This is a genomic window from Arthrobacter sp. MDT2-3, assembly GCF_059090465.1.
Genome location: NZ_JBNHFS010000004.1, coordinates 129,227 through 146,801, shown reverse-complemented (window position 1 = coordinate 146,801; position 17,575 = coordinate 129,227). Strand labels below are relative to the sequence as shown.

Here is a 17,575-nt window from a genome sequence, read left to right as displayed (position 1 = left end):
CCAGGCGGCGGACGGTGCCCGCTTGAAGGGAAAGCGGACGACGGCGGGAGGTCCCGCCGTCGTCCGTCCAGAATGTCACACCCCCCTGCCATGCTTTTGGTTATGGAGACCGGTGTGGTTGTCGATGCGGAAGGCAGGGCGGCGTTGGCGGCTGCCCTCGCGTCGGTGACCCGGCTGGTTGATGAGTTTGCCGGTGTTGTTGCCTGCCCCATCGCTGCGGATGGAGCTGACCGTCTTCCCGATGCTGATTCTGACCCGTTGCAGGAGTTTTCCCAGACATGCCTGGATGGCTTAGGGGCGCTGGCACGGGTCGAGGCTGCGACGGCGGCGGCGAAGATCCGGCTCCTGGCCGCCTACGCGGAGGCCGCAGCCGAGTTGGAGGGCCCGCCGGCCAGCGCGTATGAGGCATCGGCGCGGGAGATGAGCATGGTAGCCGAAGTCGCGTGCGTGCTTACCATCGGCGAACGCGCCGCATCCGCCCTCCTTGGAGAAGCCCACGCGCTGACCACGTCGTTGCCGGCGGCACTCGATGCGCTGCAATCCGGCACCATCGCCTGGCAGCACGCCCGCATCGTGGTCGAGGAAACGGTTGGTCTTACCGCCGCAGCCGCCTCTGCCTTGGAGGCACACTTCTTCGACCCGGACGCACCGAACCCGGCCCGCGGTGCCGCGCCCGGAGATCTGGTGCCCGCCCGGTTCCGGCGGAAGGTCCGGACCTGGCGAGAACGCCACCACCCTGAGTCCCTTGAAAAGCGCCACGCGGAGAAAGTGGCGGACCGGCGGATGGAGTACAGCCCGGACCGGGACGGCATGGCCTGGATCTCGCTCTACCTTCCCGCGGACACAGTCTGCGCCATCTTGAACAAAACCGCCGCTCTTGCCCGCGGCCTCCAAGGCCCCCGCGAATCACGCACCCTCACCGAGCTGCGCGCCGACATCGCCGCAGGGCTGCTGCTGGGCACTGCGAACCAGAACGCCGGAGAAGTGCCCTCTCCAAAAGTTGAGGTGCTCGTCACCGTCCCGGTCTTCTCCCTCCTCGTCCTCACCGACGAACCCGCCGAGATCGATGGAATGGGACCGATCCCGCCATCTATGGCACGCCGGCTCGTTGCCAATGGTGCCAACTCGTTCTACCGGGTCTTGATCGACCCCCGCAACGGAGCACCGCTGGAAATCAGCCGTACCAACTACCGGCTCCCTGAAACACTGAAGCGGTGGCTCAAAATGCGGGACGGCAAGTGCACTTTTCCGGGCTGCAGCAACCACAGCCTGGACAATGAGGCGGATCATCTCACCGCCTGGCAGCACGGCGGAACCACCGGGATCAGCAACCTGGGACAGTTATGCCCAAAGCACCACCGGCTCAAACACCGGCGGCCATGGAGACCAACGCAGGCAACGAAGGACCGGCCACCTGGCTGGGTGTCGCCGAGCGGCCGATACTATCCTGCCGAGCACCCGGACCGGGAACCACCGCTCTGGCCACAGGGTTGGCTGCCGGGTGCCGTTAGCCCCTTTGAACAGGTCATACAGACGCGCCGCGCTGCCTGATGCGCTGGCTGGCTGACGTACCTGGCTGCCGGATGCTGCGTGCTGTGTTTGAAGGGGTGTCCGTTGGGGCGGGTCCTCCCTACAGGCGGAGCTCCATGAAAACGCTGTGGGGGTCCAGGGCATAGTCAGCGAACGGCGGGCACTCGACGAAGCCGTTTCGGGCGTACAGCCGGCGCGCGGGAGCGAAGTAGTCCTCGGCGCCGGTCTCAAGGTAGACAAGCTCGAGGTTCCGGGCGCGGGCGTCATCGAGAATGTGGCGGAGCATCAAGGTAGCTACGCCCCGTCCCCGTGCGCTTGCCGCAGTGCGCATCGACTTGATCTCGCCATGCATCGAGGAGCCGGATGGCGCATCCAGGAGCTTGAGCGCGCCGCACCCCAGCAGATCGCCGCCCTCACGGGCAGTCCAAAACGTGATTGACGGCGCGGACAGGGCGGAGTGGTCCATCGCATGGACGCTTTCGGCCGGTGAGGTGGCGTACATGTCCGCGAGGTGTTCGCTGAGGAGCTGATGGACGTCGCCGCGTGCTGGGTCGTCCCGGTCAATGGAAATCATCGGCTCAAATCTACCGGCTGTGGCTGCAGACGCCGGGACGCCACGAACTACGTCAGCGCTCGCCACGCACAACAGGCGAGTGTCCTGTCCAGACTCGTGGGTGGAACCGCTAGTAGACGGAGCCCTCGAGCAGTTCCGAAAGTCTCCCGGCGGCGCGGCGGAGTTCCGGCACCCCGGCTTTTAGCGTCGCTTCGCTGGCGGCCTCAACAGGGCTGGTGAGCGAGATGGACTCACTGGGCCGCCCCAGCCTGTTTGGCACGGCGACGGCCACCGAGACAACTCCTGTGGCCCGCTCGTCCGCTGAGTACGCGTAGTCAGCGGATGGCTCAGGCAGCCGGGAGCGCAGCGACTCGACAGTAAACGCGGCGCTCTCCTGGCCCCCTGCGACTGCCGCAGCCACCACCTGCTGGAGCTCGTCGTCGGACGCGGACGCGAGCAGGATCTTGCCAGCAGCCCCCAGCGTGAGGGGGAGCCGCTTACCGAGGGGCAGGTCATACCGGAGCGGAGCCTCGCCGTCGACCCGCGCCACAAGGATGCGCTCGAAACCGAGCCGCGTATAGAGCGACGCCGTAAGTCCGGTCTGTGAGGCCACCTGCTGAAGGACGGGGCGGGCGGAGACGACGAGCGGGTCATTCTCGAGAAAGCTGCGGGCAGCGGGCAGGACAGCTGGGCCGATCCGGTAGGACTTGTCCGTCTGGCTGACCATGCCGAAATCCTGAAGCACCCGCAGGATTCTCAGGGTGGTAGGCAGGCTCATCCCACAGGCCTTGGCAAGATCGCTGAGCCGCTGCGGGCGCTCGGCCCGCTGAAGTTCCGCGAAGACCTCCAGGGCCCTGGAGAGGGAGCGCATGTTGGAGGCCTTGGGGCCCTCCTCCGTCGAAGGTTCCGTGGATGTCGTCATCGCCATTCTTTCATTCTATGTAAGTTCCTTGCGCTTGACAGTAGGTGTGTCTGCTGTCACTATTTCTCTGTACGCAACATAGTTTCATTCTGTGAAATAACACAACACGGAGTGAAAGCAACCAGAGTTAGAAGGAACCGATGACAACGGAGTCACTTACGACGAAACCCGAGAGCGCCGCACGAGTGGCTCCCTCCGTGCTGGTGGGTATCGGTGCCTTCGCAGCAGTCGGCGTTTACGTTCTGGTCAGTTCGATCGAGCTTGGCCTTTGGACTTCCCTGGGACCCGGCCCTGGCCTTTTCCCGTTTGCTATGGGCGCGGTCCTCGTTGCCATGGCCTTTCTTTGGCTGCTCCAGGAACTCCGCCGGCCCAGCGACACAGCGGGAGGCGTTGACCGCGGCCTGGTGATCGCCGTCGTCCTGAGCCTGACGATCCTCGCAGCAGTCATGGACCTGCTCGGCTTTCAGCTGAGCATGTTCCTGTTCCTGATGTACCACCTGAAGCTGCGCGGCGGCAGGGCCTGGATCTCCTCGCTGATCACGGCCCTCGCCGGCAGCGTGGGCGCGTTCTACGCCTTCAACTACGGCCTGAACGTGGCACTGCCCGTCTCAGCCTTCCCCCTGCTGAACACGATCGGACTCTGAACGTGGATATCTTCAACGAACTTATGGGCGGCTTTGCGTCCGCCATGACCTGGCAAAACCTGCTCTTCGCCTTCCTGGGCTGCCTCCTGGGCACGATCATCGGCGTCCTGCCTGGCATCGGGCCGGTGGCAGGTGTCGCTCTTCTGATCCCCCTCACGCTGAACCTGGACGCTACCGGCGCGATCATCATGCTCTGCGCCATTTTCTACGGCACTGCCTACGGGGGAACCATCACCAGCGTGCTACTGAACACCCCCGGTGAAGCAGCCTCAGCCATCACCACCATTGACGGCTACGCGATGACCAAAATCGGCAAGGCCGGAGCCGCGCTGACCATCGCCGCCGTCGGATCCTTTGTTGGCGGCACGATCGCCACCCTTGGCCTGGTGGCCGCCGCCAAACCGCTCGGTGAACTGGGCCTGCTCGTAGGCCCGCCGGAATTCTTCGCCCTCATGGTCGTGGGCATATCGCTCCTTGTCGCGCTGGCCGGAAAATCCATGGTGAAGGCAGTCATCTCCGGGGCATTGGGCCTGCTGATTGCCATGGTGGGAATCGACCCCGTAGCCGGGGCTCCGCGCTTCACGTTCGGCATGGACCGGCTCCTGGACGGCGTCAGCTTCGTGGCCGTAATCGTCGGAGTTTTCGGCCTCTCCGAACTCCTGTCCTACCGCAAAGGCACCGCAACCCCCACGGTGCACGCACCCAACTTCCGTTCTCTGCTCCCCACCGGCAAGGAATGGCGACGCAGTGCCCCGGCCATGGCCCGCGGCACCGGCATCGGCTTCGGCCTGGGACTCATCCCCGGCATGACCGGCTCCGTGTCATCCCTGCTGGCCTACGGCGCGGAAAAGAAATTCTCCCGCCACCGCAACGAACTCGGCAAGGGCGCCATCGAAGGCGTTGCCGGTCCGGAAACGGCCAACAACTCCCACGCCAACGCCGCGCTGATCCCGCTGTTTACCCTCGGTATCCCGGCGTCACCCACCATCGCCGTGCTGATGGGAGCATTCCTCCAGCAGGGCCTCACCCCGGGACCCACCCTCTTCACCGAACACTCCGAAATCGCCTGGGCCATCATCGCCAGCCTCTTCATCGGGAACCTGTTGCTGCTGGTTTTGAATGTTCCGCTCGTCGGGCTCTGGACCTCCATCCTCCGCGTACCGTCGTCGATCCTGACCGCACTCATCCTGCTCTTTATGGTCATCGGCGCCTACACCATCAACTTCAGCGTCTTCGATGTCTTCGTGATGATCGGGTTCGGTCTCCTGGGCCTGGCCCTCCGGCACCTGGACATCCCCTTGGCCCCCATGGTGCTGACCCTCGTGCTCGGACCCCTGATGGAACGCTCCCTCCGGGAAACCCTCGAGATCTCCCAAGGCGACTTCGGCATCTTCACCAGCCGCCCCTTTTCCGCCGTCCTGATCGGACTCGGCCTCCTGATCGTCTTCAGCCCGCTGCTCAAGCTGCGCAAGCCCAAGGCACTGAACGAATACCCCGAAACCTAAACCCCACCCGCTCACACGTACCACCCCCAAACACCCCTTCAAAGGAGAAGAACCAAAATGTCCCGTTCACGCATCGCCGCTGCCTTCGCTGCAGCAACCCTCATCGCCCTCACCGGTTGCGGCGCCAACGCCAGCTCCGGCAACACCGCCGCCGCTGACGATTTCCCGAAAAAGGGCAAGACCATCGACCTCGTCGTCGCCTTCTCCTCGGGAGGCGCCGTCGACACTGCCGCCCGGCTCATCCAGCCGATCCTGGAAAAGGAACTCGGCACGAACGTCGAGGTCATCAACAAGCCCGGTGCAGGCGGCCAGATCGGCTACACCCAGCTGACCAGCGCCGCACCCGACGGCTACACCATCGGTGCCACCGGCTCGCCGTCCGTCGTCGTTTCACCGCTCGATCCGTCCCGTGGGGCCAAATACACCCGCGACAGCTTCCAGCCCCTCGGCCGGCAGGTCATCGACCCCACCGTCATCGCCGTCCAGCCGGATAGCCCGTACCAGACGCTGAAGGACCTCCTGGACGCTGCAAAGGCAAACCCGAAGTCCATGACCGCCAGCACCACCGGCCTGCAGACCGGCGAACACTTCGCGCTGGCGCAGGTCCAGGAGACTACCGGGGCAGAGTTCGCCCCTGTCCACTTCTCCGAAGGTGCTTCGCAGGCAACCACAGCCTTCCTGGGCAAGCACGTTGACATCCTCGTGGCCAACGTCAGCGACGTGACCGACCTGACCAAGCAGGGCAAGGCCCGCGTCCTGGGCGTCATGACGTCGGAGCGGGCACCCTCGCTTCCTGACGTTCCCACGTTCAAGGAATCAGGCTACGAACTAGAAGCCGGCACAGCACGCGGCTATTCGGCCCCCGCCGGCCTCCCGGACGGCGTGGCAAAGAAGCTCGAAGCCGCCATCAAGACGGCCGTCGAAGATCCGACAGTGGTGCAGAAGATGAACGACCTTGGCCTGCAGACCAGCTACCTCCCCGCCGAAGACTACAAGCAGTTCTGGGCCGGACAGGAAGAGGACTTCAAGAAGGCCCTCCCGCTGGTCCAGAAAACCGATTAGCCCTCCCGCATCGACCTGACGGAAGAACCCATCATGACAACCCCAGCACTTGACACCCTCGACGCTGACTTTCCCCGCCCCGACAGGGACGTGGTGGAACGGCTCGCCAAGCTTCCCGCCGCCAACATCGGTGACGCCATGGACCGGCTCGGCGTCGCAAATTCCTCAATCCAGGCCATCTGGCCCGGTGCCCTCCTCGCCGGGCCCGCCTTCACCGTATGGACACGGCCCGGAGATAACCAGGGCATCCACAAGGCCCTTGAGTCCGCCCGGCCCGGAGACGTCATCGTTGTCGCTGGCGGCGGGGATGAGTCCCGCGCACTTCTGGGAGAACTCATTGGTGAGCGTGCCATCAACCTCGGCATCGCAGGTTTCGCACTGGACGGAGCAGCGCGCGACGCCGAAGCGCTGGCGGAGATCGGCATGCCCGTCTTCGCCCGGGCTACTACCCCCGCCGGTCCTTACAAGAACGGCCCGTTCCGCCTCGGAACGCCGCTCGCCTTCGGCGGCGTGCCCGTTCTGCCGGGCGATGTCATCATCGGCGACTCGGACGGCGTCGTGGTCATTCCCCGTGAACAGGCAGCCGCTGTAGCCGAAGCTGCGGAAGCCGTTTTTGCCGACGAGACCAACCGCCGGCAAGCCATCGTCGCGGCCCGCCACTAAGCAGCCCGCCACTAATACGAGAAAGACAGGCGACATCATGACAGCGGTAACCATCATCGGTCTCGGCGAAGCCGGCGCCACCTATGCTGCGGCACTTACAGCCGCCGGCCACGAGGTCACCGGGTTCGATCCGGTTGCCCCGTCCACGCCTGCCGGCGTCACCCGTGCTGCAACTGCGGCCGAGGCCTGTACAGGGGCTGACATCGTCCTGGTCCTCACAGGAGCTGCGGCGGCGCGAAGCGTAGCCAAGGAATGCCTTCCGGTCCTGGAGGCAGGCAGCTGCTACGCGGACTTCACCTCGTCCTCGCCCGGCGTCATGCAGGAGCTCGGACGGCTGCCCGGCAAGGCCGATTTTGCCGATGTCGCCATTCTTGGTCCGGTATCCGCACTGGGTGAGAAGACGCCCCTGATGGTCAGCGGCCCCGGTGCCCAGGCAGTCGTGGATCTGCTTGGCCCGCTTGGTGTGGACGTTGAAATCGCGGAAGGGGAGCCCGGTGCAGCCATGGCCCACAAACTCCTGCGCAGCGTCCTGATGAAGGGCCTGGCCTCAGTGGTCGTCGAAGCCGTCAACGCCGGTAAGGCAGCCGGACTCGAAGAGTGGATCCGTGCCCAGATCGCTAGCCAGCTGGCCGGGGACGGCCAGGCAGTCATCGACCGCTTCCTGACCGGTACAGTCAAGCATGCCCTCCGCCGCTCCAAGGAAATGCAGGACACCGCGAGTTACCTCTTCGACCTCGGAGTGCCTGCAGAAATGACTACTGCCTCCGCGGCCGCCCTCAGCCGCATGGCTGCGGCAACAGTATCGGCCTTGCGCTGACCCCGGTGCCGGGCACAATCATGAACAGGGAACCTTTGACTAACCACACCACCGGCACTTCGCCGTCAGGAGCAGCAGCATGATCGGCATCTGGGCACTCGGGGCCTACTTGACCGTCATCCTGCTGTGGACGACCGTCATCAAGCGCAGCGTGGGGGAGGCGATGATCCTCGGGTTCCTGGTTGTGCTCCCGTTCACGGGTGCAGCGGCTGGCCAGATCGGCTGGACGGCGCTGTCTTCGGCCGTCACCGACGAAATCGTGTATGCCACCATGGCATTCGTCTTTATGGGATACCTGCTAGACAAAACCGGGGTGCTCGACAAGCTGATCGACCTGCTGAACTCTCTCATCGGGGGAGTCAAAGGCGGACCGGCATGGGTATCCACCGTGGCATCAGCAGGCCTGGGCGGGGTAGTCCACAACCAGGCCGCCATCGCCGCGACAGTGGGGTCAGTGACCATCCCCTGGATGGAAAAATCCAAGCTGGACAAGCCCTCGGCAGCGACGCTCGTGGCCGGCAACGCCGGAATGGGGATCACCTTCCCGTTCAGCGCGTCGATGTTCGTTTTGGTCGGGTCCGCCACAGTGGGTCCGCTGCTGGACATCAACGCGCTCGTCCTGCCGCTGCTGTTCGGCGGTCTGTGGTGCTTCCTGCACCGGCTGATCGTCACCTGGCTGCTGGTCCGGAAGAGCGGAATGACCCCGCTTGACGCCGCCCACAGGCCTTCTGTCGGTTCAGCGTTCAACCGTGGCTGGGCCACCCTGCTGCTGTTCGTCGTGGTAGCCATCCCGCTGGTCATCACTTCCGGCGCCATCGCTGACGCCCTGTCGGACTGGACCGGGGGAGATGTCACCAAGACAGTGAGCGTCATCGTCTGGATCCCGGTGGTCCTCATCATCACCGGCTTTCTTCTAGGCAGGAAGAAGCTTCCCCGCGAGGGGCGTGCGTGGTGGGCGCTGCTGCAGAATTCCGCACCACGGTTCGGGATTGTCGGCGTCACGGTTGTCTTCGCTTTCGCCGGAGCAAACGCCCTCGCCGCAACCGGGCTGCCGAAGCAAATGACGGAGCTGCTGAACGGGATGAACCTGCCCCTGTGGCTCCTGGCGATCCTGATTGGGCTGATCATCATCGCCGTCGCAGCACCGCTCTCCGCGACGGCGACGATGGCGGCCGTCGGGACGGTCGGCGTCGCAACCCTTGTCGCTGCGGGGGTGCCGGCAACCACCGCAGCCGTTGCCGTCCTGGTTTTCTCCTCCTGTGAGGCGGCGGTTCCGCCGGGAGGTGCTCCCTTGTATGTGGCGTGCGGGATCGCTGACGTGGACCCCATCAAGACCTTCGCCCGGCTGCTGACCCACTACGCCCTGCCGCTGCTCGGCATCGGCGTGCTGATCATCCTTGGCGTCCTGCCGATCTAAAGGAACACCACATGCATAAGATCCGAAGGGCCGTTGAAGTCCTCTTCGTCCTCACCCTGGCAGTGCTCCTTCTAGGCGGGGTCGTGTTCGTGACCGGCCAGGCCGTTGCACTGATCGCCGGGCAGGGCGCATGGCTGACGCTGCTGAACGAGACCATCAAGACGCCAATGTGTATCGCCGCCTCCACCTGCGCCATCGCCGGGTTCCTCCTCAGCTACAAACGCCACCAGAACCAGGAACAGCCGCAGAAAGCAGGGGCACGATGACCTCCCTTGCCGGCAACTATCCCTCATTCGCCGGGCTAATGCGGCGGGAGGGCGTGTTGGCGGGGACCTCCTGGGGATTGTTTCCGGAACCAACGCGCGGAACGCCGTCGTTCATTACACCGGACGCAATACTGCAAGCCCGGAACTGCATTCGAACCGGCACCGCGTTTGGTCTGGACTATCCGGGGGATGCCTTCGACCCCGGAATGTCCCTCAAGCGCGGCGCTCCCCGGCACACCATCTACTCCTCCCACCCCGCCCACCGGGACGATTACCTTGACGGTTACTACCTGCAGGGATCGACCCAGATCGACGGACTGCGGCATCGAAGGGCCGACGACGTCGGCTTCTACAACAACACCCCCGATGACCGCATCCGGGAGGGTACGCCGGATCTCGGCATCCAGGAATGGGCGGACAGCCCTATCGTTGGCAGGGGAGTGGTGGTGGATCTTGAGGGATACCGCAGTGGCCAGGGCCGCCCCATCAACCATGCCGCGGGCGAGCCCCTGGGCCTGGATCTGATCGAGGCCGCACTCAAGAAGCAGTCAGTCAGTCTCCTGGCGGGGGACATTTTGATGCTCCACACCGGTTGGTGCGAATGGTTCCTGGCCCTGTCGCCGGACGGAAAACAACAGACGCGGGACAGTCGCCGGGCCACTGGCATTGCCCAGTCCGAAGACTTCGTCGCCTGGGCATGGGACCACCAACTTTCCCTCCTTGCTGCTGACAATTTCGCCCTCGAATGCCTGCCAGCCGTCCCGGGCAGCCCCTACCGGAACTCGGCACCGAACGACCATGGAATGATGCACCAGCAACTCCTCGCCAAACTCGGTATGCCCCTTGGCGAACTATGGCGGCTCGGCCCCCTCACCCGGCACATGCGAAGCACCGGCAATTGGGACGCCTTCCTCAGCATCAAACCGTTGAACATCACTGGCGGAACGGGCTCACCCGCGAACGCCATCGCGTTGACGTGATCCCGCGCTGGTGAGCTGATCATCGCGGGCTGGCCCCGGCATCCTGCCGCCACGTACCGCGGTGTCCTGGGAGTTCCGAAGGTCTGGACACTGCCAACCGCCGGACTTATCGTGCAAATGTGGCGGCTGCCTGACTGGCAGGAAGGCAAATGCTGCCAGTCCGCTGTTGCTGCCGCCCGTTATGAGGAGGAAGCAGATGGAACACGTTGAAGAGACTGTGGAAGTAGCTGTACCGGTGCGGACCGCGTACAACCAGTGGACCCAGTTCGAATCCTTTCCGCAGTTCATGTCCGGTGTGGAATCCGTAACCCAACTGACCGACACCACCAACCATTGGGTTACCAAGGTGGGCGGTGTTCAGCGGGAATTCGATACTGAAATAGTTGACCAGGAGCCTGACGACCGGATCGCCTGGCGCAGCACCGACGGCAAGTCCCATGCGGGCATCATCAGGTTCACGCCGCTGGATGCCAATCACACGAAGGTCAAAGTCCATTTCGAATGGGCACCCGAAACCGTCGTTGAGAAAGCAGGTGCGGCACTGAAAATCGACGAGATGCAGGTGAAGGCCGACATGCGGAAGTTCAAGGACTTCATCGAATCACGCGGCAGCGAAACCGGTGGCTGGCGAGGCGAAGTCTAGGAGAGCGGGCCGACGGACTGGAGATGCCGGGACCGGCTGAGCAATCAACGACTCAAAACAGAAAGCGGACGACGGCGGGATGCCTCCCGCCGTCGTTCTTTATGACCTGCGTGCGGCGCGCACTGTCACGTCGGGTTCACCCTCCAGCAACCCGCTGGCCCCGAACCGTTCTCCCGCGGCAAGCACTCTTTTCACGCACCCCTTTCTGCCCGGCACACCCCACACCCGGGCGGATATCCCCGAGGTACCAGGAGTACTCCGTGTTCGTGAAAAGCACCCTTGCCGCCGTCGCCGTCCTTGCCTCCCTGGCCGGAACTGCCGCGGCACCCGCCCAAGCTGAGGCAACCCAGCCGGCGCCTGTTGTCGTCGGCCAGCCGCTGGCCCAGGCGCATGCGCACAACGACTATGAGCATGACCGCCCCCTGTTCGACGCACTGGAGCACGGCTTCACCAGCGTCGAAGCGGACGTCTGGCTGGTGGACGGCGAGCTGCTGGTGGCCCACGACCTGGAGGATGTCCAGCCCGGAGTCACCCTCGAAAGCCTCTACCTCGACCCGCTGCAGGACCTGGTCCGCAGCCAGCAGGGCCACAGCGTCTACCCGAAGTGGGACGGCAGCCTGCAGCTCCTGATCGACATCAAGAGCGATGGCGAAGCCACGTACGCCGCCATCGAGCAGGAATTGGCCGAACACCGCGACATCATGAGCCGCTACACCAACGGCACCACCAAGACCGGCCCGGTCACTGCCGTCATCAGCGGCAACCGTCCGCTCGCCACAATGCAGGCGCAGGAGAAGCGGTTCAGCTTCTACGACGGCCGCTCCGCCGACCTCACCTCCGGCAAGCCCGCCGAACTGATGCCGCTGGTCAGCGACAACTGGACCAAACTGTTCACCTGGCAAGGCGTCGGTCCGATGCCCGAGGCCGAGCGCGCCAAACTGCACGCCTACGTTGCCCAGGCCCACGCCAACGGCTACCGCGTCCGCTTCTGGGCCACCCCGGACATGCCCGGCGCCGCACGCGAAGCGGTGTGGAACGAGCTCTTCGACTCCGGTGTGGACCACATCAACACCGACGACCTCGCCGGCCTGCAGCAGTTCCTCACCGCCCGCGCGTCCTAAGCCCTTCCCAGCAGAAACAGGAGCATCCCATGCCTTTAAACACCCTGAAAATTACGACGGCGGCCGCCGTCCTGGCGCTCGGCCTCCTTGCGTCCCAGCCCGCCACCGCCGCCGACAGCACCAGCGATGCCTTCACCTTCGGCGTCATCGGCGACATCCCCTACGGCGACGCCGAAATCGCCAAGTTCCCTGCCCGCATCCAGGACATCAACGCCGACAAGGAACTGAAGTTCGTCACCCACGTGGGCGACATCAAAAACGGCTCCTCGGTCTGCTCGGACGAGTACTTCGCCAACATCCGCACCCAGTTCGACACCTTCGAACACCCGCTGGTCTTCACCCCGGGCGACAACGAGTGGGTGGACTGCCACCGCACCAACAACGGCGCGTACAACCCGCTGGAGCGGCTGGACAAGCTGCGGGAAGTCTTCTTCAACGAGCCGGGCAAGACTCTTGGCGCCACCATGCCGGTGAAGAGCCAGGAGAATCTTGGGTTGCCCGAAAACGTCCGCTTCAACCAGAACCGGGTGGCCTTCTCCGTGCTGAACATCCAGGGCAGCAACAACTCGCTGCAGCCGTGGAGCGGGTTGGGTGAAACTACCGCCACCCCCGAGCAGCTGGCCGAAGTTGAGCACCGGACGGAGGCCGTCCTGGACCAGATCCGTGACACCTTCGCGGACGCCGAACGCCGCAATGACCGCGCCGTGGTGCTGATGACGCAGGCCGACATGTTCGATCCTTCGCTGCTCAACGCGGCCGCCCTCAACCCGGAAATCCTCTCCGGGTTCCGCGGGATCGTGCAGGCCATCGTCGAGGAGACCAACAGCTTCGACCGCCCGGTCTACCTGATCAACGGCGACAGCCACGTCTTCGCCGAGAACCAGCCCCTGGCCGCGGGCTCACCCTGGCTGGATATTTACGGCCAGCACGCCGCGGACGACCTGCAGCGCATCACCGTGGACGGTTCCGCCAACGCCACCAACTACGTCCGGTTCTCGGTGGCCGGCAACAGTTCCGACGCTGGCGTCCTGAGCTGGGAAAAGGTCCCCTTCAGCCAGTAGGCACCAAACGGAAGCGGACGACGCCGGGAGCCTCCCGGCGTCGTCCGCTTCCCTATGCTGTGGGTCTCGTCGCTTGGTTCTATGGGCTGAGGTCCCAGTGGACTTGGATTGCTTCTGCGATGGGGCCGGTGGTGACGTCCACCCGGAAAGCGACGGGCGCTGTGCCTGTCTCCTCGATAACGGCGTCGCGGTACACGCGGCCGCACCGAGGGCACAGCGTGTAGAGGTCCTCGTCCGCCGGCCACGGCGCCAGCCCTTCGGGTACAGGGGATTCGGCATAAACAGGCATGCCCTCTGAGTTCGCCTGTATCAATCCGTCCTGGCTGACAGTGTTGCCGCAGACGCAGGTGATGGTGGTGACATCATGGCCCACCACATCGGCGGTTTCAGCGTCCACGATGACCTCCCGGGTGCTGGAAGGGAACTGGTGGTACCAGCTTATGCCCGCTGATGGTCAAGGCGCCCGGGCATACCCAACTTCCGCGGGGGGAAACGGCGGCTCCTCACCCTGCGTCACCCTGGACTTCTACAACAGAACGGGGCTGGGGACCTTACACGGGCCGCGTATGGCCATAATTGGCACGACGGCGGGAGGCCCGGCGTCGTGGGCATAAGTCCTCATTGTGGTGGCTGCCCAACTGGTCCACCATGATGCTATGGATGCTGAAACACCTAAAACTGTGGACCTGAGCCTTCCCCAAGCTTTCCTGCTTTTGGCCACAAATGACCAGAACGGCAAACCTGAAGTGCCGCTGTTCGCGCTTAGGACAACGGTGGCAGGGGCAATACTGGCCGAGCTGGACCTGCTCGGCGCAATCGAGCTGCAGGGGAAGCACGTCAAGGCCACGGGCACCGCCCCGGTAACGGACTACCAGCACGAGCTTGAACTCATCCGCAGCAAATCCCGGCCCCACACTCCCAAGTGGTGGGTGTCGGTGCTGGAAAGCCGCGCCGAAGTGCTGCGCGTTTACGACGGGCTGGTGTCACTCGGCATCGTGGAACACGTGGGTGAAAAGCACTTGGGCCACTTCCGGGCCGTGCGGTACCCGGAGAAGGACCACGCTCCGGAGGAGGCGCTGCTGAAAAAAATCCAGGCCGCGCTCAGTGCGCCGTCCAGCCTCGAGGTGCCGGATACCACGCCAACCGGAGACGGGGCACCTGGTGCGGGGACCACGGATGGCGGGGCAACCGCGTCCGGGGAGCCTGGCCCCAACCCGCCCGGCGCCAAGCCCGTTCCCAAGGCACCCGATGCCAGGACCATCGTGCTGATCGCACTGCTTCAGGCGTCCGGACTGCTCCCGAAGCTCTTCCCGGAGGCAGACAGAATCCGGGCAAGTGAGCTGTCGAAAGACTATTGGCCGTCGCGCGCGGTCGAGGACGAGCTTCGCATGGTCAGGCTGGCTGAGGAAGAAGCGGCAAATCTTTGATCCCACGGAACTCTGGCCGATGATGGTCCCGGGGCTCCGTTCTACCTACCTCGCCAGGATAGGACCAAACGTAGTAAAGCGGCTTTGGTGTCGTGATTTTTAGGCTGCAGCAGAAAGCGACGACGCAAATTCAGTGCATTTCCGGCTTTGATTGCGACGTTGACAGAAAAAGACGAACAAAAGCTCTTCTGTCATGAAACGGAAAAGGAGCTAACCGTGCTGGTCACACGGCTCACCGAGCGCTGCGGCGCTTAGATCGCCGCTGGACCAGGTTTTTCGAGGACTGGCATAAAAAATAAAAGTAGGTATGGTATCGGGTAACGCAAAGCATAGAAAGGCGTGATTCCGATGTCCGGAAAATCCCCGAAAAGCGGCGCCGCTAAAAAAGCCGGCAAGTCGATCCTCGAAAAAAGAGCCGACAAAAGAGCCAAAAGTGAAAACAGCGAAATCAACTTCATAAAGCCGCGCAAAAACCAGCGCTAAACAGGCCAGCGGGCAGCCGAAACGGGACTCCTAGCCCACTCGGCTGCCCGCGCCATTCCGCCATCGGCGCCTAACCTCCGTTTTTCAGCTACAAGGACACCACCATGAACACTTCCGTTAACGCCTTAGTGGTCCCTGCCCGCCTGGTCCATCCGGTCCACATCAGGCCAGTGGAGCTGGACCTGACAGCACTTCAGCGGGTAGCCGCAGGGGAGGTAGGCCGCATCGCCGGCACCGACTGGCACGTCTACCTGGATAGCGAGGGCATCAGGTACACCGAGAACGTCCGCGCCGAAGTCCTCATTCGTGAAGCAGGAATCGATCTCGAAGAAACCATCCACGGAACCGCCATGTTCCTTGGCCACACAAACCCCATCGAAGAGACCGACGCTCCCCGCCACCTCATCCGGCTCGCCGAGCAACTGTTCGATATGCCGCTGGCCGCTTAGCCAAAGCGCTGTACAGGGCGCGATGGTGGGCCCTGGCAAGAAGCAACGGGCGGCGGCGGGAAGTCCCGCCGTCGCCCGTTGCTTTCCGCTGCTACGCCTCGATGGTTACGCCGCGCCAGAACGCGATGCGGTCCTCGATCTGCTTGGCGCGTGCCTTCGGCTCCGGGTAGTACCAGGCCGCGTCCACGTTCAGCTTTCCGTCCACTTCCAGAGAGTGGTAGCTGGCTTTGCCCTTCCAGGGGCAGACCGAATAAAGGTCACTGTCCCGGAGGTAGCCAGCATTCACTGCATCGCGCGGGAAGTAATGGTTGCCCTCCACCACCACGGTGTCCGTGGATTCGGCGATGACTTTTCCGTTCCAGATAGCCCTGACCATGTGGTTCCATTCTGTTGGGTGCCGCCGCATGCGAATGCCGCTCGTAGGTATCCCAACGGCATAGTGTGCGCACTTGTTCCCGGAGGGCGGGTTCCAGCGCCCCGATCTGAATCACCGGCGTAAAGTTCGATGGCGGCGCTACCGCGGGCCTTGGTCGATGACGCAGAAACGGTTCCCGTCGGGGTCGGCGAGCACCACGAAGTCGGAGTCCTCCGGATACAGGTCCCAGTCGACGCTCCGGGCGCCGAGCGAGATCAGCCGCTCCACCTCTGCTGCCTGGTCGTCAGCATACAAATCCAGGTGGATGCGCGGGCGGTCCTGCACGGGCGTCTCGCTCAGCATAAGTGCCAACTGCGCTCCCGGTCCCGACGCCGGCACGAGGATCACCCAGGTCTCATCCCCGGGCTCACGGGGAACGTAGCCCAGGGCGGCGTGCCAAAAAGCTGTGGCGCGGGCGACGTCATTGACGCCAAGGACGGTGCTGCCAATGGTCAACATCCGCCCAGCCTAACCACAGCCCCCGCCGTCTGTCCCCGGCGGCGGGGTAACGATCAACAGCACCACTAGACTCGCCTGCATGGGGGAAAACAACACACCTGACGCACAGAAAACGCCAAAACCTGCCCGCTTCTTCGGAGCCGCGCTGCCGGTAGCTGCCCTCGCCGTGGTGCTGGTGGGGTGCTTCGTCGCGTGGAGCAACAGCCAGAATGTCAGCTTTGGCTGGTTCGCGTACGCGCCGCTGAGCAACGAGCCCTTCAGTGGAAACGGCTTGGCGTTCGTTACGCCAGGGACGCAGGCAGGCCTGGCAATCGCCGTCGCGGGTTTGCTTGTCCTGGCATTCTGGGCCGGGTACCGCATCGGCACAACAGCCGGCCCCAGGAAGCGGTAGCTGCTCTAAGCAGCTTTTACAGCCGGTCCACTCCGCTGATCCCGAGCGTGCGCGCCAGGCTGTTGGCGATATCCCACAGTGCAGCCACTTCAGCATCGTCATAGCCGGCTTCGCGGTGGGCCAGTGCGACTTCCAGTTGGGCCGCCAGATGCCTCCTGTCGCGCGCGGATACGGCCACCACACCAGCGGCCGTCTTCACCTTGCGGACATTCAGGGTTTCGGCGCCGCCCCAGCGCTGTCCGCCCAACATGAATTCGGCACGTGTGACCTCTTTGAAGCGGGACGACAACTCACTGAGCAATTCGGAGACCGCAGCGGGATGGGACTGGTCATCTACCGTGATGTGGACGGCAATAGTGTGGCTTGTCATCATGGCTCATCCCGCCTTTAGGGGCTATTAATCATCCCGTAGTCCCTTCCACTTGTCAGCCTCCTCCCGCCCCAGAATGCCCCCCGTTTTGCATCCAGCCCCGCAACCCGGTATGGTGTGAGCCGTGTCACCCACCAGTGGCACGTGCTGATGATCTGCGGCGGGAGAGTCCTGCCGGTACGTTCTGCAGGCGCCGTAGGAGCAAATCCTCCCCAGGAATCTCTCAGGCCCACGTACCGCCGCGGCAAGGCAACTCTGGAAAGCAGTCCGGGCAACCGGGCTCACCGACGGTGCAAGTGGCGCTCTGCTGAACAGCAAAGCAACGCAAAACTCTCAGGTTCAATACAGAGCGGGGAGGAACCCGAATCAACGTGGTGTTTCGGCACCACCTGAATTA

Annotated in this window: 22 protein-coding genes and 2 riboswitches; of the genes, 16 read left to right on the top strand and 6 right to left on the bottom strand. The window is 63.9% G+C overall.

All coding sequences use genetic code 11. The annotated features are described in order from the left end of the window. Positions 1–102: 102 nt before the first annotated feature. The gene (locus AC5RUQ_RS13455; protein WP_493947839.1) at positions 103–1,551 is read left to right on the top strand and encodes an HNH endonuclease signature motif containing protein; all 1,449 of its coding nucleotides are present in this window, start codon (positions 103–105) and stop codon (positions 1,549–1,551) included. A gap of 79 nt (positions 1,552–1,630) precedes the next feature. On the opposite strand, the gene AC5RUQ_RS13450 is transcribed toward AC5RUQ_RS13455, so the two are convergent. Continuing rightward, complete coding sequence (locus tag AC5RUQ_RS13450; protein WP_493947838.1) at positions 1,631–2,104, bottom strand: GNAT family N-acetyltransferase; 474 nt, start codon at positions 2,102–2,104, stop codon at positions 1,631–1,633. 109 nt (positions 2,105–2,213) lie between these two features. Continuing rightward, positions 2,214–3,005 (bottom strand): IclR family transcriptional regulator, encoded by a 792-nt coding sequence (locus AC5RUQ_RS13445; RefSeq protein ID WP_493948134.1) that lies wholly within the window; start codon positions 3,003–3,005, stop codon positions 2,214–2,216. A 140-nt stretch (positions 3,006–3,145) separates the two neighbouring features. Between AC5RUQ_RS13445 and AC5RUQ_RS13440 the strand changes: the two genes are divergently transcribed. The 11 genes from AC5RUQ_RS13440 (at position 3,146) to AC5RUQ_RS13390 (ending at position 13,184) form a co-directional block, all read left to right on the top strand. Further along, a complete protein-coding gene (locus tag AC5RUQ_RS13440; RefSeq protein WP_493947837.1) occupies positions 3,146–3,649 on the top strand; it encodes a tripartite tricarboxylate transporter TctB family protein in 504 nt (167 codons plus the stop codon). A gap of 2 nt (positions 3,650–3,651) precedes the next feature. Then, positions 3,652–5,154 (top strand): tripartite tricarboxylate transporter permease, encoded by a 1,503-nt coding sequence (locus AC5RUQ_RS13435; protein WP_493947836.1) that lies wholly within the window; start codon positions 3,652–3,654, stop codon positions 5,152–5,154. Between the two features lie 57 nt (positions 5,155–5,211). Further along, entirely contained in the window at positions 5,212–6,216 is a 1,005-nt protein-coding gene (locus AC5RUQ_RS13430; protein ID WP_493947835.1) for a tripartite tricarboxylate transporter substrate binding protein, read from the top strand. Between the two features lie 33 nt (positions 6,217–6,249). After that, the gene (locus AC5RUQ_RS13425) at positions 6,250–6,879 is read left to right on the top strand and encodes an RraA family protein (RefSeq protein ID WP_493947834.1); all 630 of its coding nucleotides are present in this window, start codon (positions 6,250–6,252) and stop codon (positions 6,877–6,879) included. Positions 6,880–6,916: 37 nt separating this feature from the next. Then, positions 6,917–7,696, top strand: a complete 780-nt coding sequence (locus tag AC5RUQ_RS13420; RefSeq protein WP_493947833.1) for an NAD(P)-dependent oxidoreductase — start codon at positions 6,917–6,919, stop codon at positions 7,694–7,696. A 79-nt stretch (positions 7,697–7,775) separates the two neighbouring features. Further along, positions 7,776–9,113 (top strand): TRAP transporter large permease subunit, encoded by a 1,338-nt coding sequence (locus tag AC5RUQ_RS13415; protein ID WP_493947832.1) that lies wholly within the window; start codon positions 7,776–7,778, stop codon positions 9,111–9,113. Positions 9,114–9,124: 11 nt separating this feature from the next. Next, positions 9,125–9,379, top strand: coding sequence for a hypothetical protein (locus AC5RUQ_RS13410; protein WP_493947831.1), 255 nt, complete (start codon positions 9,125–9,127; stop codon positions 9,377–9,379). Continuing rightward, positions 9,376–10,359, top strand: a complete 984-nt coding sequence (locus AC5RUQ_RS13405; RefSeq protein ID WP_493947830.1) for a cyclase family protein — start codon at positions 9,376–9,378, stop codon at positions 10,357–10,359. The genes AC5RUQ_RS13410 and AC5RUQ_RS13405 overlap by 4 nt, the downstream gene beginning before the upstream one ends. Positions 10,360–10,555: 196 nt before the next feature. Further along, on the top strand, positions 10,556–11,002 hold the full coding sequence (locus AC5RUQ_RS13400; protein ID WP_493947829.1) for an SRPBCC family protein: 447 nt from the start codon (positions 10,556–10,558) through the stop codon (positions 11,000–11,002). Between the two features lie 260 nt (positions 11,003–11,262). Then, a complete protein-coding gene (locus tag AC5RUQ_RS13395; protein ID WP_493947828.1) occupies positions 11,263–12,123 on the top strand; it encodes a phosphatidylinositol-specific phospholipase C/glycerophosphodiester phosphodiesterase family protein in 861 nt (286 codons plus the stop codon). A gap of 29 nt (positions 12,124–12,152) precedes the next feature. Then, positions 12,153–13,184 (top strand): hypothetical protein, encoded by a 1,032-nt coding sequence (locus tag AC5RUQ_RS13390; RefSeq protein ID WP_493947827.1) that lies wholly within the window; start codon positions 12,153–12,155, stop codon positions 13,182–13,184. A gap of 79 nt (positions 13,185–13,263) precedes the next feature. Here AC5RUQ_RS13390 and AC5RUQ_RS13385 read toward each other — a convergent pair whose 3' ends face one another. Then, the gene (locus AC5RUQ_RS13385; RefSeq protein ID WP_493947826.1) at positions 13,264–13,581 is read right to left on the bottom strand and encodes a hypothetical protein; all 318 of its coding nucleotides are present in this window, start codon (positions 13,579–13,581) and stop codon (positions 13,264–13,266) included. 259 nt (positions 13,582–13,840) lie between these two features. Between AC5RUQ_RS13385 and AC5RUQ_RS13380 the strand changes: the two genes are divergently transcribed. From AC5RUQ_RS13380 to AC5RUQ_RS13370, 3 genes are all read left to right on the top strand, one after another. Continuing rightward, complete coding sequence (locus tag AC5RUQ_RS13380; protein WP_493947825.1) at positions 13,841–14,611, top strand: GOLPH3/VPS74 family protein; 771 nt, start codon at positions 13,841–13,843, stop codon at positions 14,609–14,611. Between the two features lie 339 nt (positions 14,612–14,950). Next, positions 14,951–15,094 (top strand): hypothetical protein, encoded by a 144-nt coding sequence (locus AC5RUQ_RS13375; protein WP_493948151.1) that lies wholly within the window; start codon positions 14,951–14,953, stop codon positions 15,092–15,094. A 104-nt stretch (positions 15,095–15,198) separates the two neighbouring features. Continuing rightward, a complete protein-coding gene (locus tag AC5RUQ_RS13370; RefSeq protein ID WP_493947824.1) occupies positions 15,199–15,543 on the top strand; it encodes a hypothetical protein in 345 nt (114 codons plus the stop codon). Between the two features lie 91 nt (positions 15,544–15,634). Here AC5RUQ_RS13370 and AC5RUQ_RS13365 read toward each other — a convergent pair whose 3' ends face one another. After that, on the bottom strand, positions 15,635–15,919 hold the full coding sequence (locus AC5RUQ_RS13365) for a DUF427 domain-containing protein (protein ID WP_256247098.1): 285 nt from the start codon (positions 15,917–15,919) through the stop codon (positions 15,635–15,637). A 138-nt stretch (positions 15,920–16,057) separates the two neighbouring features. Continuing rightward, entirely contained in the window at positions 16,058–16,417 is a 360-nt protein-coding gene (locus AC5RUQ_RS13360) for a VOC family protein (RefSeq protein ID WP_493947823.1), read from the bottom strand. A 79-nt stretch (positions 16,418–16,496) separates the two neighbouring features. Here AC5RUQ_RS13360 and AC5RUQ_RS13355 point away from each other — a divergent pair, with 79 nt between their 5' ends. Then, positions 16,497–16,808 (top strand): hypothetical protein, encoded by a 312-nt coding sequence (locus tag AC5RUQ_RS13355; protein ID WP_493947822.1) that lies wholly within the window; start codon positions 16,497–16,499, stop codon positions 16,806–16,808. A 16-nt stretch (positions 16,809–16,824) separates the two neighbouring features. Here the strand turns inward: AC5RUQ_RS13355 and AC5RUQ_RS13350 are convergent, their stop codons facing one another. Beyond that, positions 16,825–17,181: a hypothetical protein gene (locus tag AC5RUQ_RS13350; protein ID WP_493947821.1), complete on the bottom strand. Its 357-nt coding sequence runs from the start codon at positions 17,179–17,181 to the stop codon at positions 16,825–16,827. A 148-nt stretch (positions 17,182–17,329) separates the two neighbouring features. Continuing rightward, positions 17,330–17,427: riboswitch (glycine riboswitch) on the top strand. 1 nt (position 17,428) lies between these two features. Beyond that, a riboswitch (glycine riboswitch) is annotated at positions 17,429–17,536 on the top strand. The last annotated feature ends 39 nt before the right edge of the window (positions 17,537–17,575 follow it).

Bases quoted from the DNA above. Each gene is read 5' to 3' on its own strand.
- AC5RUQ_RS13420 (WP_493947833.1), top strand. From the start codon at position 6,917: ATGACAGCGGTAACCATCATCGGTCTCGGCGAAGCCGGCGCCACCTAT.
- AC5RUQ_RS13365 (WP_256247098.1), bottom strand. From the start codon at position 15,919: ATGGTCAGGGCTATCTGGAACGGAAAAGTCATCGCCGAATCCACGGAC.
- AC5RUQ_RS13370 (WP_493947824.1), top strand. From the start codon at position 15,199: ATGAACACTTCCGTTAACGCCTTAGTGGTCCCTGCCCGCCTGGTCCAT.
- AC5RUQ_RS13350 (WP_493947821.1), bottom strand. From the start codon at position 17,181: ATGATGACAAGCCACACTATTGCCGTCCACATCACGGTAGATGACCAG.
- AC5RUQ_RS13450 (WP_493947838.1), bottom strand. From the start codon at position 2,104: ATGATTTCCATTGACCGGGACGACCCAGCACGCGGCGACGTCCATCAG.
- AC5RUQ_RS13430 (WP_493947835.1), top strand. From the start codon at position 5,212: ATGTCCCGTTCACGCATCGCCGCTGCCTTCGCTGCAGCAACCCTCATC.
- AC5RUQ_RS13425 (WP_493947834.1), top strand. From the start codon at position 6,250: ATGACAACCCCAGCACTTGACACCCTCGACGCTGACTTTCCCCGCCCC.
- AC5RUQ_RS13405 (WP_493947830.1), top strand. From the start codon at position 9,376: ATGACCTCCCTTGCCGGCAACTATCCCTCATTCGCCGGGCTAATGCGG.
- AC5RUQ_RS13440 (WP_493947837.1), top strand. From the start codon at position 3,146: ATGACAACGGAGTCACTTACGACGAAACCCGAGAGCGCCGCACGAGTG.
- AC5RUQ_RS13400 (WP_493947829.1), top strand. From the start codon at position 10,556: ATGGAACACGTTGAAGAGACTGTGGAAGTAGCTGTACCGGTGCGGACC.
- AC5RUQ_RS13380 (WP_493947825.1), top strand. From the start codon at position 13,841: ATGGATGCTGAAACACCTAAAACTGTGGACCTGAGCCTTCCCCAAGCT.
- AC5RUQ_RS13410 (WP_493947831.1), top strand. From the start codon at position 9,125: ATGCATAAGATCCGAAGGGCCGTTGAAGTCCTCTTCGTCCTCACCCTG.
- AC5RUQ_RS13360 (WP_493947823.1), bottom strand. From the start codon at position 16,417: ATGTTGACCATTGGCAGCACCGTCCTTGGCGTCAATGACGTCGCCCGC.
- AC5RUQ_RS13415 (WP_493947832.1), top strand. From the start codon at position 7,776: ATGATCGGCATCTGGGCACTCGGGGCCTACTTGACCGTCATCCTGCTG.
- AC5RUQ_RS13445 (WP_493948134.1), bottom strand. From the start codon at position 3,005: ATGACGACATCCACGGAACCTTCGACGGAGGAGGGCCCCAAGGCCTCC.
- AC5RUQ_RS13390 (WP_493947827.1), top strand. From the start codon at position 12,153: ATGCCTTTAAACACCCTGAAAATTACGACGGCGGCCGCCGTCCTGGCG.
- AC5RUQ_RS13355 (WP_493947822.1), top strand. From the start codon at position 16,497: ATGGGGGAAAACAACACACCTGACGCACAGAAAACGCCAAAACCTGCC.
- AC5RUQ_RS13455 (WP_493947839.1), top strand. From the start codon at position 103: ATGGAGACCGGTGTGGTTGTCGATGCGGAAGGCAGGGCGGCGTTGGCG.